The sequence below is a fragment of the Azospirillum rugosum genome, from assembly GCF_017876155.1.
GTDB classification, from domain to species: Bacteria; Pseudomonadota; Alphaproteobacteria; order Azospirillales; family Azospirillaceae; genus Azospirillum; species Azospirillum rugosum.
Window position 1 is genome coordinate 1 of record NZ_JAGINP010000016.1, and the last position, 18,149, is coordinate 18,149.

At 70.3% G+C, this 18,149-nt stretch carries 17 protein-coding genes; 8 read left to right on the forward strand and 9 right to left on the reverse strand.

The annotated features are described in order from the left end of the window. Positions 1–184 precede the first annotated feature (184 nt). Both J2851_RS20760 and J2851_RS20765 read right to left on the reverse strand, forming a co-directional pair. A complete protein-coding gene (locus J2851_RS20760; RefSeq protein ID WP_209768591.1) occupies positions 185–1,732 on the reverse strand; it encodes a Ppx/GppA family phosphatase in 1,548 nt (515 codons plus the stop codon). A gap of 21 nt (positions 1,733–1,753) precedes the next feature. Then, positions 1,754–3,901 carry an RNA degradosome polyphosphate kinase gene (locus J2851_RS20765; protein WP_209768593.1) on the reverse strand — a complete coding sequence of 716 codons (2,148 nt, stop codon included), beginning with the start codon at positions 3,899–3,901 and terminating at the stop codon, positions 1,754–1,756. 177 nt (positions 3,902–4,078) lie between these two features. Between J2851_RS20765 and J2851_RS20770 the strand changes: the two genes are divergently transcribed. The 3 genes from J2851_RS20770 to J2851_RS20780 all read left to right on the forward strand — a co-directional run bounded on the left by J2851_RS20770 (position 4,079) and on the right by J2851_RS20780 (position 7,207). Continuing rightward, the gene (locus tag J2851_RS20770) at positions 4,079–4,597 is read left to right on the forward strand and encodes a SixA phosphatase family protein (protein ID WP_209768594.1); all 519 of its coding nucleotides are present in this window, start codon (positions 4,079–4,081) and stop codon (positions 4,595–4,597) included. A gap of 69 nt (positions 4,598–4,666) precedes the next feature. Next, complete coding sequence (locus J2851_RS20775; RefSeq protein WP_209768595.1) at positions 4,667–6,304, forward strand: CYTH and CHAD domain-containing protein; 1,638 nt, start codon at positions 4,667–4,669, stop codon at positions 6,302–6,304. A 174-nt stretch (positions 6,305–6,478) separates the two neighbouring features. Continuing rightward, on the forward strand, positions 6,479–7,207 hold the full coding sequence (locus tag J2851_RS20780) for a substrate-binding periplasmic protein (protein WP_209768596.1): 729 nt from the start codon (positions 6,479–6,481) through the stop codon (positions 7,205–7,207). Between the two features lie 238 nt (positions 7,208–7,445). Here the strand turns inward: J2851_RS20780 and J2851_RS20785 are convergent, their stop codons facing one another. Genes J2851_RS20785 through J2851_RS20805 form a run of 5 tightly spaced genes read right to left on the reverse strand, consistent with a single transcriptional unit; the run spans position 7,446 to position 12,070 of the window. Continuing rightward, positions 7,446–8,225, reverse strand: coding sequence for an SDR family oxidoreductase (locus J2851_RS20785; protein ID WP_209768597.1), 780 nt, complete (start codon positions 8,223–8,225; stop codon positions 7,446–7,448). After that, positions 8,164–8,928: an HdaA/DnaA family protein gene (locus J2851_RS20790; RefSeq protein ID WP_209768598.1), complete on the reverse strand. Its 765-nt coding sequence runs from the start codon at positions 8,926–8,928 to the stop codon at positions 8,164–8,166. The genes J2851_RS20785 and J2851_RS20790 overlap by 62 nt, the downstream gene beginning before the upstream one ends. Before the next feature lie 13 nt (positions 8,929–8,941). After that, positions 8,942–10,033: an AI-2E family transporter gene (locus J2851_RS20795; protein WP_209768599.1), complete on the reverse strand. Its 1,092-nt coding sequence runs from the start codon at positions 10,031–10,033 to the stop codon at positions 8,942–8,944. After that, positions 10,033–10,593, reverse strand: a complete 561-nt coding sequence (locus tag J2851_RS20800) for a CDP-alcohol phosphatidyltransferase family protein (RefSeq protein ID WP_209768600.1) — start codon at positions 10,591–10,593, stop codon at positions 10,033–10,035. Before J2851_RS20800 ends, J2851_RS20795 begins: the two co-directional genes overlap by 1 nt. A gap of 43 nt (positions 10,594–10,636) precedes the next feature. Beyond that, on the reverse strand, positions 10,637–12,070 hold the full coding sequence (locus J2851_RS20805; protein WP_209768601.1) for a DUF2066 domain-containing protein: 1,434 nt from the start codon (positions 12,068–12,070) through the stop codon (positions 10,637–10,639). A gap of 139 nt (positions 12,071–12,209) precedes the next feature. On the opposite strand from J2851_RS20805, the gene purM reads away from it, so the two are divergent. From purM to J2851_RS20820, 3 genes are all read left to right on the forward strand, one after another. Next, positions 12,210–13,244 (forward strand): phosphoribosylformylglycinamidine cyclo-ligase, encoded by a 1,035-nt coding sequence (purM, locus tag J2851_RS20810; RefSeq protein ID WP_370881321.1) that lies wholly within the window; start codon positions 12,210–12,212, stop codon positions 13,242–13,244. Continuing rightward, positions 13,232–13,900 carry a phosphoribosylglycinamide formyltransferase gene (gene purN / locus J2851_RS20815; RefSeq protein WP_209768603.1) on the forward strand — a complete coding sequence of 223 codons (669 nt, stop codon included), beginning with the start codon at positions 13,232–13,234 and terminating at the stop codon, positions 13,898–13,900. Before purM ends, purN begins: the two co-directional genes overlap by 13 nt. A gap of 94 nt (positions 13,901–13,994) precedes the next feature. Next, on the forward strand, positions 13,995–14,144 hold the full coding sequence (locus tag J2851_RS20820; RefSeq protein ID WP_209768605.1) for an aa3-type cytochrome c oxidase subunit IV: 150 nt from the start codon (positions 13,995–13,997) through the stop codon (positions 14,142–14,144). Between the two features lie 103 nt (positions 14,145–14,247). On the opposite strand, the gene J2851_RS20825 is transcribed toward J2851_RS20820, so the two are convergent. Then, entirely contained in the window at positions 14,248–14,724 is a 477-nt protein-coding gene (locus tag J2851_RS20825) for a hypothetical protein (RefSeq protein WP_209768606.1), read from the reverse strand. A gap of 158 nt (positions 14,725–14,882) precedes the next feature. Further along, positions 14,883–15,305, reverse strand: coding sequence for a nucleoside-diphosphate kinase (gene ndk, locus J2851_RS20830; RefSeq protein WP_014197473.1), 423 nt, complete (start codon positions 15,303–15,305; stop codon positions 14,883–14,885). Between the two features lie 182 nt (positions 15,306–15,487). On the opposite strand from ndk, the gene J2851_RS20835 reads away from it, so the two are divergent. Continuing rightward, positions 15,488–17,380 (forward strand): ABC-F family ATP-binding cassette domain-containing protein, encoded by a 1,893-nt coding sequence (locus tag J2851_RS20835; protein ID WP_209768801.1) that lies wholly within the window; start codon positions 15,488–15,490, stop codon positions 17,378–17,380. After that, the gene (locus J2851_RS20840; protein WP_209768607.1) at positions 17,377–18,021 is read left to right on the forward strand and encodes an exopolysaccharide biosynthesis protein; all 645 of its coding nucleotides are present in this window, start codon (positions 17,377–17,379) and stop codon (positions 18,019–18,021) included. The genes J2851_RS20835 and J2851_RS20840 overlap by 4 nt, the downstream gene beginning before the upstream one ends. The last annotated feature ends 128 nt before the right edge of the window (positions 18,022–18,149 follow it).

Sequence of the window (18,149 nt, forward strand, 5' to 3'; positions counted from 1 at the left end):
CCGCTCACACTCGTCCACGCCTCCCCCCCCCCCCCCCCCCCCCCCCCCCCCGCCCCCCCCCCCGCGGCGGGGGGGGGGGGGGGGGGGGCGGCCCCCCCCCCCCGGCTCTTGCCGGACGTACCAAAGTGGCGGGGCCCCCTCACCCCGACCCTCTCCCCAGAGGGGAGAGGGAGAAAGTGCCCCCTCACGCCGCCTGGGGCCGCGCCGACGGGGCGATCTCGCCCTTGCGGTTCAGGGCCTTGGCCAGCGCGTCCAGGCGCCGCTGCACGGCTTCCCCGGCGGGGACGCTGTTGTCGTCCGGCAGGGTCAGCGTCAGCCGTTCGCCGGCCACCTTCAGGGTCGTGCGCTGCAACAGCGCCGTCGCTCCCCCGGTCAGCGTGTGCGCCAGCCGCAGCGCCAGGCCCAGCACCGTCGCCTTCAGCGCCTGCGCCTCGTTCAGCAGGGAGCGCGGGCCGACCGTCGCCGGCCCGTCGATGGTGCCGGCGTAGCGGGCGTAGACGGCCAGGGCCAGGAACGCCCGCTCGTCGTGGTCCACGCCGGGGAAGGGATAGCGCAGGATGCGCAGGCAGGCGTGCTCGGCGCGGTAGTCCGGGTGTTCCCCCCAGCCCACGTCGCTCAGCAGGCAGGCGGCCTGACGCAGCCGCTGCGCCGCGTCGTCCTCGCCGGCGAACAGGCCGCTGGTCCAGGACACCAGCAGGGCCGGGTCGCCCATCCGGCCGAAGCGCTGCGCCCAGTCGTCGGCCGCCGCGATCAGCGGGTCCTGGCGCTGCACCTCCGGGCGCAGCAGAGAGAACAGATGCCCTTCGCGCAGCCCGAAGGCCGAGAACACGACCGTCGAGGGCTGGGCCGCCCGCAGCAGGCGTTCGAACACCAGGGCGGCGTAGGGCAGCGTGTCGACCCGGCGGCGGGAGCCGGACATCTTCTCCAGCGACGACCGGCTCTGCTTGGCGATCAGCCCGGCGAAGTCGCGCGCCTCGCCGCAAGGGACGGCGTAGTGGTGGATGATGTGCAGCGGGTGCTTGACCTGCTCCATGTGCAGCTTGGCGAGCGCGCGCCAGCCGCCGCCCACCGGGTAGAACGGCTTTCCCTTCACGCGCGGCAGCCAGTCCAGCTTTTCCAGATGCTGGTCGATCACCCGGTTCAGCCCGTTCTGCTTGCCGCTGGCCGATTCCATCAGCCGCAGGGGGCCGAGCGGCATGGTCACATGCTCGCCGATCACGCCGCGGTCGAGCCGGACCAGCTCCAGGCTGCCGCCGCCCAGGTCGCCGACCAGCCCGTCGGCGGCGGGCGTGCCGGACAGCACGCCGAGCGCGGACAGCCGCGCCTCCTCCTCGCCGCTGATGACGCGGACCTCCAGGCCCGTGCGCGCCTTCACGGCATCGACGAAGGCCTCCCCGTCGCTGGCGTCGCGCACGGCGGCCGTGGCGATGATGTCCAGCCGGCCGACGCGCATGCCGGCGGCCAGCACGCTGAACCGCTCCAGCGCGTCCAGCGCCTGGGCCACGCCCTCCGGGTTGAGGCGGCCGGTCTTCTCCACGCCGCGCCCCAGCCCGCACAGGACCTTCTCGTTGAAGACCGGCAGCGGCGACCGTTTCAGCGCGTCATAGACAACGAGCCGGATGGAGTTGGACCCGATGTCGATCACCGCGACGCGCTCCACCCGGTCGAGAACACCGTTCTCGACAACGCCAGTGTTCGGCGAGCCGGCCCCGTTTTCCTGCGCAGACGTCATGGGAATCCGTCACTCCTTGCTTCAGGTCACCGTACGGAGCTTCAACCGCGGCGGCGTCCGTTTGCTGCTCAGCGCGCTGCCCCGGCCCGACAGGCTGGGGTTGGTCATGAAGTAGTTGTGGGCGCTGAAGCCGTCCGGGCCGGCTTCCACACGGTGGTACACGCCGTCGGGGCCGAGCGTCCAGCTGTTCGCCTCGTCCTTCAGGTTGGCGACCATGATCTGGTCCAGCACCTGCTCGTGCACGGTGGGGTTCTCGATGGGCACCAGCGTCTCGATTCGGCGGTCCAGGTTGCGCGGCATCCAGTCGGCCGAGGAGATGTACAGCTTGGCCTGCGGGCTCGGCAGCGCGTGGCCGTTGCCGAAGCAGATGACGCGCCCATGCTCCAGGAAGCGGCCGACGATGCTGCGCACGCGGATGTTCTCCGACAGGCCCTTCACGCCCGGCCGCAGGCAGCAGATGCCGCGGATGACCATGTCGATCTGCACGCCCTTCTGGGAGGCCTTGTAAAGCTTGTCGATGATCTCCGAATCGACCAGCGAGTTCAGCTTCACCCAGATGTGCGCCGGCTTGCCGGCGGCGGCGTGGGCGATCTCCGCGTCGATCAGCTCGCCCAGCCGCTGGCGCAGCGTGATCGGCGCGATGGCGATCTTCTCCAGCACCTTCGGCGTGGCGTAGCCGGTCATGAAGTTGAACATCACCGCCGCGTCGTGGCACAGCGCCGGGTCGCAGGTGAAAAAGGACAGGTCGGTGTAGATCTTGGCGGTGATCGGGTGGTAGTTGCCGGTCCCGAAATGGACGTAGCTGCGCAGCGCCTTGTTCTCGCGCCGCACGACCAGCGACACCTTGGCGTGCGTCTTCAGATCGACGAAGCCGTAGACCACCTGCGCGCCGGCACGCTCCAGGTCGCGAGCCCAGCGGATGTTGGCCTCCTCGTCGAATCGGGCCTTCAGCTCGACCAGGGCGGTGACCGACTTGCCGGCCTCCGCCGCCTCGATCAATGCCGCGACGATGGGGCTGTCCTTGCTGGTGCGGTAGAGCGTCTGCTTGATGGCGACCACCTGCGGGTCGCGCGCAGCCTGCCGGATGAACTGCACCACCACGTCGAAGGACTCGTAAGGGTGGTGGACGACGATGTCCTTGTCGCGGATCGCCGCGAAGCAGTCGCCGCCGAAGTCGCGGATGCGCTCCGGGAAGCGCGCGTTGAAGGGCCGGAAGACCAGGTCCGGCCGCTCGTCCACGATCAGGTGCTTGGTGTCGGTCAAGCCGATCAGCCCGTCCAGGATGAACACGTCGTCGTTCGACACGTTCAGCTCGTGGCGCAGGAACTCGCGGAGATCCGCGGCCATGCCCGCGTCGGTGGCCAGCCGGATGACGCTGCCGCGGCGACGGCGCTTCAGCGCGCTTTCGAAGGTGCGGACCAGATCTTCCGCCTCCTCCTCGATTTCGATCTCGCTGTCGCGCAGCACGCGGAAGACTCCGTGCGCCTTCACCTGGAACGGGGGGAACAGGCGGTCGATGAACAGCATCACCACCTTTTCCAGCTGGATGAAGCGGATGTCCGACCCCGGCAGGCGGATGAAGCGGTCGAGCTGCGCCGGCAGCGGCACCAGCGCGTCGAGGTGCCGTCCCTTGGCCGAATCGTGCAGCTGCAGCGCCAGCGAGAAGCCCAGGTTCGGCAGGAACGGGAACGGGTGCGCCGGGTCCACCGCGATGGGGGTCAGGATGGGGAAGATGTCGTCCAGGAACTTCGCTTCCAGCCAGTCCTTCTCGCCATCGGTCAGCTCGTCGGCGTCGACCACGGCGATCCCGGCCTCGCGCAGGTCCACCTTCAGGCTGCGCCACATGGCCTGCTGGGCGTTCATCAGCTCGATGATGCGCTGGTTGGTGGCGGCCAGCTGCTGGGCGGGGGTCAGGTTCTCCGGGCTCGGCGCCTTCACGCCGGCGGCCACCTGCCCCTTCAGGCCGGCGACGCGGACCATGTAGAATTCGTCCAGGTTGCTGGCCGAGATCGACAGGAAGCGCAGCCGCTCCAGCAACGGGTGGTTGGGGTTCGACGCCTCCTCCAGGACCCGCTGGTTGAAAGCCAGCCACGACAGTTCGCGGTTGATGAAGCGCTCCGGCGCGTTCGCTTCGATGCAATACGCTTCCAGGTCCTGAAGGTTCGTCACAGCAGCCTCGGGCTTTCGCGTGGATCACGGGGCCGGTAGAGTCCGGCGGGTACGGTCGGGGCGGGCAGTCTACCCCATGTCGGTTACGGTTTCGGGTCAATCAACGTGATTCAACGATAGACCCGCGCCTAAAACAGGTTCAAGAGCGGCCAATCACGCCGGGAGGGGCAATCCGCCATGAAAACCCTATACCTTCTGCGCCACGGCAAGTCGTCCTGGGACGATCCGTCCGTCGACGACCACGACCGCCCCCTGGCGCCGCGCGGGCAGAAGGCCAGCCGGCGGGTCGGCGCCTACCTGAAGGACCGCAAGGCGCACATCGACCTCGCCCTCTGCTCCACCGCGGTCCGCGCCGAGGACACGCTGCGCCGCGTCCTCGCCGCCATGGACGCGCCGGACCTGCCCGTGGAGTTCGAGCGCGGCCTGTATCTCTGCGGCGCGCGGGTCCTGCTGGAGCGGCTGCGCGACGCGCCGGACTCGGCGGCGTCGCTGCTGCTGGTCGCCCACAACCCCGACCTCCACGACCTCGCGCGGGAGCTGACAGGCTCCGGCGACGACGGGCACCGCCGGGCGCTGGAGGAGAAGTTTCCGACCGGCGCCTGCGCGGTTCTGCTGTTCGAAGCGGCCCACTGGCGCGACCTCGACCTCGGCGCCGGGCGGCTCGCCGATTTCGTCCTGCCGCGCAAACTCTCTTAACGCCCTTCCCCGGTTGGGGTATTTCAGGCCTGCACCATTCCGGCCAGCCCTGTCAGGGAGTTCCGCCCCTTGCCGACCGCTCCCCCGACCGCCGCCGTCCCTGTGCCGTCTGCTGCGCCGTCCGCCGTGCGCGAGGTGGAGATGAAGCTCCACCTCGACCCGCGCGACCTCGGCCGCGTGCCGGCGCTGCCCGCCCTGCGGGAGCATGCGGACGGCGAGCCGGTGGTCCGCGATCTGCACACGGTCTATTTCGACACGCCCGACCTGCGGCTGTACGCCAACGGCGTGGCCCTGCGCGTGCGGCGGGAGGACGGCCGCTTCATCCAGACGCTGAAGACGGTCAACTCCGCCACCTCCGGCGATTCGGCCGCCGTCGCCGTCCGCAAGGAATGGGACTGGACCATCGCCGGCCCCGAGCCGGACCTCGCCCCGCTGGAGGCGGAGGGCGTGGCGCTGCTCGTCCCGGCGGACGCGCGCGGCGCGCTGGCCCCTCTCTTCACGACGGAGTTCCGGCGCACCACCCTCCTCCTCCGCCCCGACGCGCTGACCGCGATCGAACTCGCCGTGGACGAAGGGCGGATCACCGCCGGCAACGCCTGCGCGCCCATCAGCGAAGTCGAGCTTGAGCTGAAGTCCGGGCGCGTCGGCCGCCTGTTCGACACCGCATTGGCACTCCAGCGCAGCGTGCCCGCCCGCATTGGGACGGAAAGCAAGGCGGAGGTCGGCTACCGCCTCGTCACCGGCCGCCTCCCCGCCCCCGTCCTGCCGGAGCCGCTGGGCCTGTCCCCCGTCACCACGGTGGCGGAGGCATACCGGCACATCGTCCGCCACTGCCTGCGCCAGCTTCTCGCCAACGAGGCCTGCGCGCTGGCCGGCGGCGACGTGGAAGGCCTGCACCAGATGCGCGTCGCCCTGCGCCGGCTGCGCACCGCGATCCGCCTGTTCCGCCCCCTGGTCGGCAAGCCGGAGGCCTGCCGCGCCGACAACGGCATAGATAAAACCAGCGGCGACGGCATCCGCTGGTTCATCGGCCAGCTCGGCCCGGCGCGGGAATGGGACGTGCTGCTGTCCGGCGTGATCGCCCCCTTCGCCGCAACGGACAAGGCGCCCGACGGCCTGCCCGCCCTGGCCGACGCGGTGCGCCAGGCGCGGCGCGACCCGGCCGAGGCCGCCGTGCGGGCCATCCAGTCGCCGCGCTGCACGGGGCTGATCCTGGCGCTCGGCGCGTGGCTGGAGGACGGACGCTGGCACAGCGGGGCCGACCCGGCGTTGCGCGCCCAGCTCGACCGCCCGATGGCCAGCCTGTCCGGCGCGTGGCTGGCCGTCCAGCACGCCAAGGCGCTGAAGGCCGGAAAGGAACTCTCCGATCGGGACGGCGACGAGGTTGGAGGCGCCGCGCGCGACCGGCTGCGCCGGCGCCTGCGCAAGCTGCGCTACACGGCGGAGTTCTTCCGCGGCCTCTACGCCGAATCCGCGACCGTCCCCTTCATCGGCGCGCTGGAGGCCATGCTGGACGCCCTGGACGCCGACCACGACGCGGTCGTCGCGCGGGCCCTGCTGCGCCGGCTGAGCGACGAGGATCGGGCCCGCCGCTCCGCCGCCGACGCGGCGGCCAAATGGCTGGCGAAGCGCGCCGGCAGACGGCGCAAGCAGTCGGTCGACCTATGGAAGACGTTCCGTGACACGCCGGTCTTCTGGCAGGCGTGACCGGCACGTTCCGCGTGACGAAACTTCTTTGTACGCAAACAACCCAAACGTGTAACGTTTCGCCGCACCCCTTGACTTCAGGTTCCAAAATCGCCCCCGATCGCGGAAACATTGTGCCCCGTGAAGCGGCCCGGCGCCGCCCCGCACAAGAACGAGAACCCTGGGGGCTACGCGATGCGAAAGATTCTACTCGGCCTGTCGATGGTGTTCGCGCTGACCGGCGCTGCCTCCGCGCAGACCTTCAAGATCCACACCGGGATCATCCCGCCCTACATCAACGAGGCGGAAGGCGGCAAAGGCAGCGGCGTGATCCTGGAGATCATGACGGGCGCCCTGTCGGCCGCGAACCTGAACTATGAGATCATCAGCGCCGTGCCGTGGAAGCGCGCCCAGTCCGACGCCATCGGCGAGCCGGGCAGCCTCGTGTCGCCCTTCGCCCGCACCCCGGTGCGCGAGCCCGACTGGACCTGGGTGGCGAAGATCCTGGAAGAGAAGATGTACGTCTACGTCCCGGCCGGCGCCGCCAAGCCCGCCAACAAGGACGAACTGCTCCAGGTCGCGTCGCTCGGCGTGCTGTCCGGCGGCGCGCCCGAGAGCGTGGCGAAGGAACTGAACCTGGAAGGCGTCATGCAGGGCGTCGCCGCCGAGTCCATGAACGCCAAGAAGCTCGTCGCCGGCCGTCTCAACGCCTGGATGTCGCAGGGCTACATGGCCACCGCCGGCATGCGCGAGGCGGAAGTCCCGGCCGGCCAGATCGAGCGCAAGTTCGAACTGCGCGACCTGCCCCTGTGGGTGGCGACCTCCAAGTCGACCCCGCCGGACCACGTCGCCCTGCTCCAGGCCGCGTTCGAAAACTTCCTGAAGACCCCGGCCTACACGGCCATCCTCGCCAAGTACCAGTGAGCGGAATCCCCTGACACCACTCTGCCACTCCCGAAGGCGTGTTCGTCGGGTGCGAAGCCCTTCTCCCCTTGTGGGAGAAGGGTTTGGGTTGAGGGGTATTTACGCCCGGATGGGCGGATATGAATGCCCGTCCGGCCATCGCCAGCGTTTCCCCCTCACCCCACCCCCTCTCCCACAAGGGGAGAGGGGCTCGCGGCTGCCTCCGAGTTCCACGCCATAGACAGGAGGCCTCCCACCGTCACAGCGTCCCCGGATAAGCCCCGCCGTCCAGCAGCACGTTCTGCCCGGTCATGAAACCGGACTGCGCGGAGCACAGGAAGGCGCACATCGCCCCGAATTCCGCCGGATCGCCGAAGCGGCCGGACGGGTTGGTGGCGCGGCGGGCGGCCATCTCGTCGTCGACGCTTCGGTTGTTGGCCTTGGCGGCCCCTTCCATGGTGGTGCGCAGGCGGTCGGTCTCGAAGGGGCCGGGCAGCAGGTTGTTGATGGTCACGTTGTGGCGGACCGTCTGCCGCGACAGGCCGGCGACGAAGCCGGTCAGGCCGGCGCGCGCGCCGTTCGACAGGCCCAGGTTGGAGATCGGCGCCTTCACCGCGCCCGAGGTGACGTTCACGATCCGCCCGAACTTGCGGGCGATCATGCCGTCCACCGTCGCCTTGATCAGGAAGATCGGGGCCAGCATGTTGGCCTCCACCGCGCGGATCCAGTGCTCGCGCTCCCACTCGCGGAAGTCGCCCGGCGGCGGGCCGCCGGCGTTGTTCACCAGGATGTCGGGCTCCGGGCAGGCGGCCAGGGCCGCGGCGCGCCCCTCCTCCGTCGCGATGTCGCCCACGGCGGTGGTCACGGTGACGCCGGTCGCCTTGCGGATATCCTCCGCCGTCGCTTCCAGCAGGTCGCGGCTGCGCGCGGTGATGGTGACGTGAACGCCTTCCTGCGCCAGCGCCAGCGCGCAGGCCTTACCCAGCCCCTTGCTGGCTGCGCACACGATGGCGCGGCGACCGGCGATTCCCAGATCCATCGTCCTTACCTCCCGTTTCGTGGTCCAGCTCGGCCAGCACCTCGCGGGCGAGCGGGACGGTCAACGGACGGTGTGCGGCCAACGACGCCCGGTCAAGGGCGGCGACCACCCGGCGCGCGGCGTCGAGCGAGCGCTCCATCCGCGTCAGCAGGTAGGTGAGGAGATCCATGCCCGGCCGCAACTGGCGGTCGGCGAACAGCTTCACCAGCACAGCGGCCAGCAGGGCGTCGTCGGGTGCCTCCACCCCCACCGCGGGCGCCGCCTTGATGCGCGACCGCAGGTCCGGCAGCTTCACGCGCCAGCGCGCCGGCGGCTTGCGCGACAGCAGCAGCAGATGGCCGCCCGAGTCGCGCGCAAGGTTGTAGAGATGGAACAGCGCCTCCTCCCGCGCGGGCGCGCCGGCCACCCGGTCGGCGTCCTCCACCACCACGGCGTTGGCGCGGCCGAGCAAGGCCGGCAGGTCGGCCGAATCCAGCGCATCCCCGCTGACGATCGGCGCGTGGCTGCGCGCCCGCCAGACGTGGCCCAGATGCGTCTTGCCGCAACCCGCCGGCCCGTAGACCGCCAGGGCGGGCGCCGGCCAGGATGGCCAGCGGTCGAGCCACGCTACGGCGTCGGCGTTGCTGGGCGCGACCAGGAAATCCTCGCTCCCGATGGCCACGCGGTGGCCGAGGTCGAGCGGAAGCTGCGCCGCGATGGTCATGGCCGCCCCGCCGTCATGGCGCCGCACCGCCCCGATAATAGGGGCTCTGCAGGTAGCGGCCGAGCGCGAAGCGCGTCAGGACGCCGATCACCGCCGCCACCGGCACGGCCAGCAGCACGCCCACGAAGCCGAACAGCGTTCCGCCCGCCAGAAGGGCGAAAATGACCCACACGGCGTGCAGCCCGACCTTATCCCCCACCAGCTTCGGCGTCAGGACGTTGCCCTCCACCGCCTGGCCGAACAGGAAGATCCCCACCACCACGCCGACCCGCCACAGTTCGTCGAACTGCAACAGGGCCAGCCCGGTGCTCGACACGAAGCCGAACAGGGTGCCGACATAGGGGATGAAGGACAGAAGGCCCGCCAGCAGCCCGATGACCAGCCCGAAATCGAGGCCCGCCACCGACAGCCCCACCGCGTAGAACAGCCCCAGCACCAGGCAGACCAGCGCCTGCCCGCGCACAAAGCCGGCCAGCGTCATGTCCACCTGCCGCGCCTGCTCCCGAATCGTCTCGGCGTGGTCCAGCGGCAGCCAGCTGTTCACCTTGGCGACCAGCAGGTCCCAGTCGCGCATCAGGTAGAAGGCGACGATCGGCGTGATGAACAGCACCGACAGCACATCGAACAGCGCCAGCCCGCCCGACAGGATCCCGGACAGCACCCGGCCGACCCAGCCGACCATCTCTCCCGCGTAGTTCCCGGCGGCCCCGCGCAGCCGCTCCACGTCCTCCGGCGACAGGCGGTGCACCAGCCGGTCGATCATCGGGAGCACCCGCTCCTTCATCGCGGTGGCGTAGTTGGGCAGCACCTCGATCAGGTGGGCCACCTGCGCCTGCACCAGCGGCAACAGAAGCAGGCTCAGCAGCACGAGGACGACGACGAAGGACAGCAGCACCAGCGTCGTGGCCAGCCAGCGCGGCAGGCGCCAGCGCTCCAGCCGGTCCACCACCGGATCCAGCAGGTAGGCGACGGCCAGCCCGACCACGAAGGGCAGCAGCATGCCGGACAGCAGCCACAGGGCCAGGACGAACAGCCCCAGCCCGATCAGCCAGAAACGCAGCTGACGGTTCGTTGCTGGCGGGTCCGACAGGCGCTGGTCCGGCATCAGGGCACGCCCCCATGCCGGTTGAACAGCAGGCCGCCCCGGTAGACGTAGGCCAGCCCGGACAGCACCGTCGTCACGGCGCAGGCCCAGATCAGCAGGGGAAGGACGCCCATCCCGAACAGCTGGAATTCCGGAAGCCCCAGCCCGGCCGGGGCGAGCGCCGCCGCGGCGAGCGCCAGCTGCACCGCCGTGTTGATCTTGCTGATGTAGAGCGGCTGCATCGCCAGCGACTCCTTCAGCGTGTACAGCAGCATCACGCCGCCGACGATCATCACGTCGCGGAACACCACCAGGATCACCAGCCACAGCGGCAGCACGTCCATGTGCCCCAAGGAGACATAGACGCTGACCAGCAGCGCCTTGTCGGCGATGGGGTCGAGATAGGCGCCCAGCACCGTGCGTGCGCGGAACATGCGCGCGACCGCCCCGTCCAGCCCGTCCGACACGGCGGCGCCGACGAACAGCCAGAAGGCCACGCCCAGCTCGCCCGCCAGGATGAAGTAGACGGCGACGGGAACGATCAGGATACGCAGGAAGGTGATGATGTTCGGAATGCTCACCGCGGACTCTTTCGCCGTTGCGACACTTTGAAACAGGCCAGGCTCAATAACGAGTCGGCCCGGTCGCGGGCAAGGTCCCCAGAACGCGCGGCGGCGCCCCCGGCGCCACGCCGCCAGTGACGGCCCCGCCGACCGGCGCCGGCGCGGCACCGGACAGCGGCGCGGGCGCGGCAACGGCCGGCTGGACCGGCGCGGTCGACAGCAGGTCGGCCCCGGCGCCGCGCGGCAGCACCTGCAACTGCCAGTCGGCGACCGGCTGCGCCACCGGCGGCATCCCCGGCTGGACCGGCTGGACCGGAGCCGCCACGGCGCCGGTGCGGGACAGGCCGAGGTCGCGGCGGGCCATCTGCTGGCGCAACCGCTCCACGTCGCCGCGGTGGGTCAGCGCGACCACCGCCTCATACCGGCTCAGCGACACCACGTCGGTGCGGGTGATGCCCTGCACGCCGCCCAGACGCTTGCGGGTCTCCACCCAGTCGGTCAGGCTCGACAGCGGCACGCGCACCAGGGTGGACTGCTCCGGCCCGGTCGGCATGGTGTTCTCCCGGCGCCAGGATTCGTCCACCGCCGCGGTGACGAAGGTGACGGCGCGGCCCAGGAAGTCGGCGGTGCGGTCCGACACGTCGGCCTTCACATTGACCGCCTGCTGGTCCTTCGACCCGTCCGGCGCGTAGCGGGTGACCTCCACCGTCAGCGGCCGGCCGAGGTCCGGCCCGCCGCTCGGCAGCTCCGTCTTGGCGACGATCACGCCCGCGGCGTTGTAGCGCTGGGCGATGCGGGCCAGCGCCTCCGGCGTGCCGGCCAGCGCCTCGTTCACGCCGATGGCGGAGATGTCCGACAGCTCGCCGTCCGGCACGACCAGCGGCACCAGCGTCCCGCCGGCCGGCCGGCCCTCCCAGGCCTCGCGCCAGGCGGTGCGGTCCTCCCACAGGACCGGGCGCCCGTCGGTCACGGTGACCGGCAGCACGACGAAGGGCCGGGCCGGCGGCTCCACATACTGCTGCGCGGCGCCGCCCAGCATGTCGCGCACCGCGTTGGGGCGGAATCGCACGGTGATGCTGCCGAGGTAGCGGGTGGCCGACACCTTCTCGTCGTCGATCTCGAAGCCCTGCACCAGCCGGGCGAGGTCGTTGTCCGACACCTTCGGCGCCGTCGTGGCGTTGGGGACCAGCCGCTTGTACATCTCGGCCCAGGCCTTGACCTGCGCTTCGCGGATCGCCTGGTCGCGCGCGGCGTTGGCGTTGGCCGCGCTGACGTCCACCTTGACGCCCTGGACCGTGTAGCCGTCCGCCGCCAGCGCCGCGGACGGCGCCAAACCTGGAGCGGCCACCGGAGCGGCCACCGGAGCGGCGGGCGGGGCGGCCCCCGGCGCTTGCGCCCGGGCGGACCCGGCGGGAACGGCCAGCGTCAGGAGGGCGGCGGCCACGATGACGGGGGCGAAGCCCGCAAACAGCGGCGCGTGGCGGCGGTGGAGCATTGCAATGCCTTCCGATTCGAGTATGTTCGGCCCGTTCCGGCGACCCGGCCGAATTGGCCCAGGTATATAGCTCAGCCCAAGCGAGGATACCATCAGCACCCAGTCTAATAACACGTCCGACGCCTACAAGCAGGCCGGCGTGGACATTGACGCGGGCAACGCGCTCGTTGACGCGATCAAGCCGCTCGCCCGATCCACCGCGCGCCCGGGCTCCGACGCCGGGCTGGGCGGCTTCGGTGCCCTGTTCGACCTCCGCGCGGCCGGGTACCGGGATCCGCTCCTGGTCGCCACCACGGACGGCGTCGGCACGAAGCTGAAGGTCGCCATCCTGGCGAAGAAGCACGACACGGTCGGCATCGACCTCGTGGCGATGTGCGTAAACGACCTCGTCGTGCAGGGCGCGGAGCCGCTGCTGTTCCTCGACTATTACGCCATGGGCAAGCTGGACGTAGCCGCCGGCCGCGCCATCGTCGCCGGCATCGCCGAGGGCTGTCGCCAGGCGGGCTGCGCGCTGGTGGGCGGCGAGACGGCGGAGATGCCCGGCATGTACGCGGCCGACGACTACGACCTCGCCGGCTTCTCCGTGGGTGCTGTGGAGCGCGAGAACGCGCTGACCGGCTCGAAGGTGCAGGCGGGCGACGTGCTGCTGGGCCTCGCCTCCTCCGGCGTGCACTCCAACGGCTACTCGCTGGTGCGCAAGCTGGTGGAAAAGTCCGGCCTCGGCTACGACTCGCCCTGCCCCTGGGACGCCGGAAAGACGCTGGGCGAGGCGCTGCTGGTCCCGACGCGCATCTATGTGAAGAGCACGCTGGCCGCCATCCGCGCCGGCACCGTGAACGCCATGGCGCACATCACCGGCGGCGGCCTGATCGAGAACATCCCGCGCGTCCTGCCGGACGGGCTGGGCGTGACGCTGGACGCGGCCAAGTGGCCGCTGCCGCCGGTCTTCTCCTGGCTGATGAAGACGGGCGGGCTGACGCCGCTGGACATGGCGCGCACCTTCAACACCGGCCTCGGCATGGTCGTCGCGGTCCCGGCGGAGAAGGCGCAGCAGGCGGCCGAGATCCTGGCCCAGGGAGGCGAGACGGTCTTCACCGTCGGCACGGTCCACGCCATCCAGGACGGCGAGGCCCGCGTGACCGTCAGCGGGATGGACACGGAATGGCGCGCCTAACGCCATCTCCATTGAGGGTCGGCGTCCTGATCTCCGGGCGTGGCAGCAACCTGCAGGCGTTGCTCGACGCCTGCGCCGCCCCGGATTTCCCGGCCGAGATCGCGCTGGTCCTGTCCAACAAGGCCGACGCCTACGGGCTGGAACGCGCGGCCTCCGCCGGCGTTCCGACCGCCGTGGTCAGCCACCGCGACTTCCCCGGCGACAAGCGGGCGTTCGAGGAGGCGATGGACGCCCGCCTGCGTGCGGCCGGGGTCGAGCTGGTCTGCCTCGCCGGCTTCATGCGCCTGCTGTCGCCCTGGTTCGTGGACACGTGGCGCGACCGGCTGATCAACATCCACCCGTCGCTGCTGCCCTCCTTCAAGGGTCTGGACACGCACGGGCGGGCGCTGGCCGCCGGGGTGCGCTTCCACGGCTGCACGGTCCACTACGTGCGTCCGGAGATGGACGAGGGGCCCATCATCGCCCAGGCGGCGGTCCCCGTGCTGCCCGGCGACGACGCCCACACGCTCGCCGACCGGGTCCTTGAGTCGGAACACCGGATCTACCCGCAGGCCGTCCGCCTGATCGCCGAGGGGCGCACCCGGGTGGAGGGCGACCGCGTCCTGCTCAGCGGCGACATGCCCGCCCTGCCCGCGCTGATCAACCCGCCGGCCTAAGCTGATCGTTGGCCACGCCAGCGGAACCCTTGCCGGAACCGTTGGCACCCCTTACATTTTCCGCCGAATAAGGCGCAATCAACGGGGGGACGACATGGCGGTTACCGAACACACCCACAACGAGGTCAGCGACGAGCTGGTCCGCGAGCACGCGGCCGGCTGGCACGCCTTCACGCGCTTCCTCACCATCGGCACCGTCGCCGTGGTGGTGCTGCTGATCCTGATGGCGATCTTCCTGCTGTAGCAGAAGCACCGTAGGTTGGGTGGAGCGCAGCGCAACCCAACATCGTCCGTGTGGCGACGTGTGTTGGGTTGCGCTGCGCTCCACCCAACCTACGGAAACTGCCTCACTGCCCCGGCAGGCGGCCCAGCAGCAGGTCGCGCATGTCGCCGACCAGCGCGTCCACCTGCTGTTCCCAGGCGTCCTGGCCGCCCTGGATGGCGTGCATGACGTGGGTCGCCAGATGGATCAGCCCGGCCCGGACGCAATCCTCCGGCGCGAAGTCCAGGTCCAGCGCGTCGCGCAGGAACACGCCGAGCTGGTCGGCGGAGTTCCAGGGGTGCACCACCACCGTGTCGAAGCCGCTCGTCCCCAGGAACACCGCGTTCAGCGCCGTCGCCTGGCCGTTGATGGCGTCGATGGCGGTGTCCAGGTCCAGCTCTTCACCCAGCACCTGCTGGAAGGCCGACAGGCACTGGTCCACGTAGCCGCGCACCAGCAGCTCGACCACGCCGGGCTCGCCCAGGTCGTTTCGCCCCGCCGTGAGCTGGGGCAGCGGCTCCAGAAGGGAGGCGACGATCGGCTTGCTGTCCTGGCTTTCCATGGGGGTACTCCTGACGGTTGCCACCCCGAATACTCGAACTCGCCCCGCCTGTCCACGGGGCTTTGCCCGCGCCGCGAGACAAGTTCGTGACGGGGAACGCAAAAAGGCCGCCCTGATGGGGCGGCCCTTCGGCGATCCTCATGAACCGGTGGCTGGAATCAGCCGACCAGCTCGATGCCGGCGAAGAAGAAGGCGATCTCCTGCGCGGCGGTCTCCGGGGCGTCGGAGCCGTGCACCGAGTTGGCCTCGATCGACTCGGCGAACTCCTTGCGGATGGTGCCCTCGGCGGCGTTGGCCGGGTTGGTGGCGCCCATGATCTCGCGGTTGCGGGCGATGGCGTTCTCGCCTTCCAGCACCTGCAGGACGACCGGGCCGGAGATCATGAAGGAGACGAGGTCGTTGAAGAACGGGCGCTCGCGGTGCACGCCGTAGAACTGCTCGGCCTGGGCCTTCGACAGCTGGACGCGCTTCTGCGCGACGATGCGCAGGCCGCCGTCCTCGAACTTGGCGTTGATCTTGCCGGTCAGGTTGCGGCGGGTGGCATCGGGCTTGATGATCGAGAGGGTCCGTTCGACGGCCATGGCGGTGGGCTCCTGCTGGAAAGGCATTATGGGGCGCCACCTGTTGCCCGGGGCGCCGGTTGCGCGGGGTTATATAGGCGCTTTTCGATCACGGCAACCGCTTCGTGGAGGCTGCCATGATCGACGCTTGTCACCCGTTCCGCTTCAAATATGGTGCGGCCTCGTGGTACACCGACCCGGCCATGCTGCACATCAACGATCTGACGTTCCGCTTCGGCGGACGGGTGCTGTTCGACCGCGCGACCGCGGTCGTGTCGAAGGGCCACCGCGTGGCCCTGGTCGGCCGCAACGGCACCGGAAAGTCCACCCTGCTGAAGCTCATCGCCGGCCAGCTCCAGACGGACGCCGGGGCGATCTCCGTGCCGACGGGCACGAAGATCGGCATGGTCGCGCAGGAGGCGCCGAGCGGCTCCACCAGCCTGATCGACGCCGTTCTCGCCGCCGACACGGAGCGCACCGCCCTGCTGGCGGAGGCGGAGACGGCGACCGACCCCATGCGCATCGGCGAGATCCATTCCCGCCTGGCCGACATCGAGGCGCACTCCGCCCCCTCGCGCGCCGCACAGGTGCTGTCGGGCCTGGGCTTCGACGCCGACGCGCAAGCCCGCCCCTGCTCCGACTTTTCCGGCGGCTGGCGGATGCGCGTGGCGTTGGCCGGCGTGCTGTTCGCGCGGCCGGATCTGCTGCTGCTCGACGAGCCGACGAACCACCTCGACCTGGAAGCCACACTGTGGCTGGAGAGCTACCTTAAGAATTACCCGCACACCATCCTGCTGGTCAGCCATGACCGCGACCTCTTGAACTCGGTCCCGACCACGACCATCCATGTGGACCACGGGAAGCTGGTGACCTACGCCGGCAACTACGACCAGTTCCTGAAGCAGCGCCGCGCCAACCAGGAGCGGCTGCAAGCCATGGCAACCAAGCAGGAGGCCAAGCGCAAGCACATGATGGCCTTCGTCGAACGCTTCCGCTACAAGGCCACCAAGGCCCGCCAGGCGCAGAGCCGCCTGAAGGCGCTGGAGAAGCTGGAGACCATCACGCTGATGGAGGACGACGCCGAGGTCGTCTTCAACTTCCCCCAGCCGGACGAGATGGCCCCGCCGCTGATCGCGCTGGAGAACGTCACCATCGGCTATGGCGAGCGCGCCATCCTCCGCCGCGTCAACCTGCGCATCGACATGGACGACCGCATCGCCCTGCTGGGCGCCAACGGCAACGGCAAGTCCACGCTGGTGAAGCTGCTGGCCGGCCGGCTGGACGCCATGGGCGGCGACGTGCGGCGGCCGAACAAGCTGCGCGTCGGCTATTTCGCCCAGCACCAGCAGGACGAGCTTGACCTGTCGCTGACCCCCATCCAGCAGACCCAGCGCATCATGCCGCTGGCGCCGGAGGAGAAGGTGCGCGCTCATCTCGGCCGCTTCGGCTTCCAGCAGAGCAAGGCGGAAACCCGCATTTCCGACCTCTCGGGCGGCGAGAAGGCACGCCTTCTGCTCGCGCTGATGAGCCGCGAGACGCCGCACATCCTGATGCTCGACGAGCCGACGAACCATTTGGACGTCGACAGCCGCGAGGCGCTGATCGAGGCGATCAACGGCTTCGAGGGCGCGGTGATCCTCATCAGTCACGACCCGCACCTGATCGAGCTGACCGCCGACCGGCTGTTGCTGGTCGCCGACGGCACCGTTTCCGCCTACGACGGCGACCTGGACGACTACCGCCGCTTCCTGCTCGACCGGGCGAAGGCGGAGCGCGCCGTCGCCAAGGGCGATGCCGCGGACGCGGGGCCCAGCCGCAAGGACCAGCGCCGCGCCGCCGCCGAGGCGCGCGCGACGCTCGCGCCTTTGAAGAAGAAGGCGACCGACGCCGAATCGCTCGTCAACAAGCTGAGCGAGGAGAAGCGGAAGATCGAGGCGAAGCTCGCCGACCCCGCCCTTTACAGCGGGCCCAGCGACAAGTTGCAGAAGCTGCAGATCGACCTGGGCCTGGTCGAAAAGAAGCTCGCCACCGCCGAGGAGAGCTGGTTGGAATTCCTGGAAGCCTACGAGTCCGCCGCCGCGGAGGCCGGCGTATGAGCGCGTCCCGCGACGTGCCCTACACCGGAACGGCCACCGGCGAAGAAACCGAGGAGCGCACCTCCGACGTCCTCGCCGCCTTCCGCGCGAACCTGCCGGAAGGCCGGGTCTCGCTTGGCGACCTCGTCCGCGCGTTGGGCGACCGCTCGCTCGGCACCATCCTGCTGGCGCTGGCGCTGCCGACCGTGGCGCCGGTGCCGCTCGGCGTGTCCTGCCTGTTCGACCTGCCGATCCTGCTGTTCTCCGCGCGCATGGCCTTCGGCCGGACCGGCACGGCCCTGCCCGACTGGCTGCTGCGCCGGTCGGTCAGCCGGACCCTCGCCGGGCGCATGATCGACGCGGCGATGCCGCGCCTGACGGGGATCGAGCGCATGCTGAAGCCCCGCTTCCCGCGCTTCGCCCACATCGACGGGGAGCGCTGGTTCGGCGTTCTGATCCTGTTGCTGTCGCTGACCTGCGTGGTGCCGCTGCCGCTGACCGGCTGGCTGCCGGGCTTCGCGCTGGTGCTGCTGTCGCTCGGCCTGATCGAGCGCGACGGTGCGGCGATCGCGGGCGCGCTGGGCCTCACAGTCGCCTCCCTGGTCTTCTTCGCGCTGGTCGCCAGCGGCCTGTCCTACGCAGGGCAGGAGCTTTTGCGCTAGCACCATCGTCATACCGGCCGGGCTTTCCCGCGGGTTGCAGGGGGGTGGCGGATCGGACATAAGTGCTTAACGGAAACTAACGTTCGGGACCCCCTGCGGCTCTTGCTTGTTTAGCCCCGGGGTTAAAA

What these genes read in the sequence shown, in the direction of transcription:
- J2851_RS20760 (WP_209768591.1), bottom strand. Translation starts at nt 1,732, where the DNA reads ATGACGTCTGCGCAGGAAAACGGGGCCGGCTCGCCGAACACTGGCGTT.
- J2851_RS20770 (WP_209768594.1), top strand. Translation starts at nt 4,079, where the DNA reads ATGAAAACCCTATACCTTCTGCGCCACGGCAAGTCGTCCTGGGACGAT.
- J2851_RS20780 (WP_209768596.1), top strand. Translation starts at nt 6,479, where the DNA reads ATGCGAAAGATTCTACTCGGCCTGTCGATGGTGTTCGCGCTGACCGGC.
- J2851_RS20785 (WP_209768597.1), bottom strand. Translation starts at nt 8,225, where the DNA reads ATGGATCTGGGAATCGCCGGTCGCCGCGCCATCGTGTGCGCAGCCAGC.
- J2851_RS20790 (WP_209768598.1), bottom strand. Translation starts at nt 8,928, where the DNA reads ATGACCATCGCGGCGCAGCTTCCGCTCGACCTCGGCCACCGCGTGGCC.
- J2851_RS20795 (WP_209768599.1), bottom strand. Translation starts at nt 10,033, where the DNA reads ATGCCGGACCAGCGCCTGTCGGACCCGCCAGCAACGAACCGTCAGCTG.
- J2851_RS20805 (WP_209768601.1), bottom strand. Translation starts at nt 12,070, where the DNA reads ATGCTCCACCGCCGCCACGCGCCGCTGTTTGCGGGCTTCGCCCCCGTC.
- purN (WP_209768603.1), top strand. Translation starts at nt 13,232, where the DNA reads ATGGCGCGCCTAACGCCATCTCCATTGAGGGTCGGCGTCCTGATCTCC.
- J2851_RS20820 (WP_209768605.1), top strand. Translation starts at nt 13,995, where the DNA reads ATGGCGGTTACCGAACACACCCACAACGAGGTCAGCGACGAGCTGGTC.
- J2851_RS20825 (WP_209768606.1), bottom strand. Translation starts at nt 14,724, where the DNA reads ATGGAAAGCCAGGACAGCAAGCCGATCGTCGCCTCCCTTCTGGAGCCG.
- ndk (WP_014197473.1), bottom strand. Translation starts at nt 15,305, where the DNA reads ATGGCCGTCGAACGGACCCTCTCGATCATCAAGCCCGATGCCACCCGC.
- J2851_RS20835 (WP_209768801.1), top strand. Translation starts at nt 15,488, where the DNA reads ATGCTGCACATCAACGATCTGACGTTCCGCTTCGGCGGACGGGTGCTG.
- J2851_RS20840 (WP_209768607.1), top strand. Translation starts at nt 17,377, where the DNA reads ATGAGCGCGTCCCGCGACGTGCCCTACACCGGAACGGCCACCGGCGAA.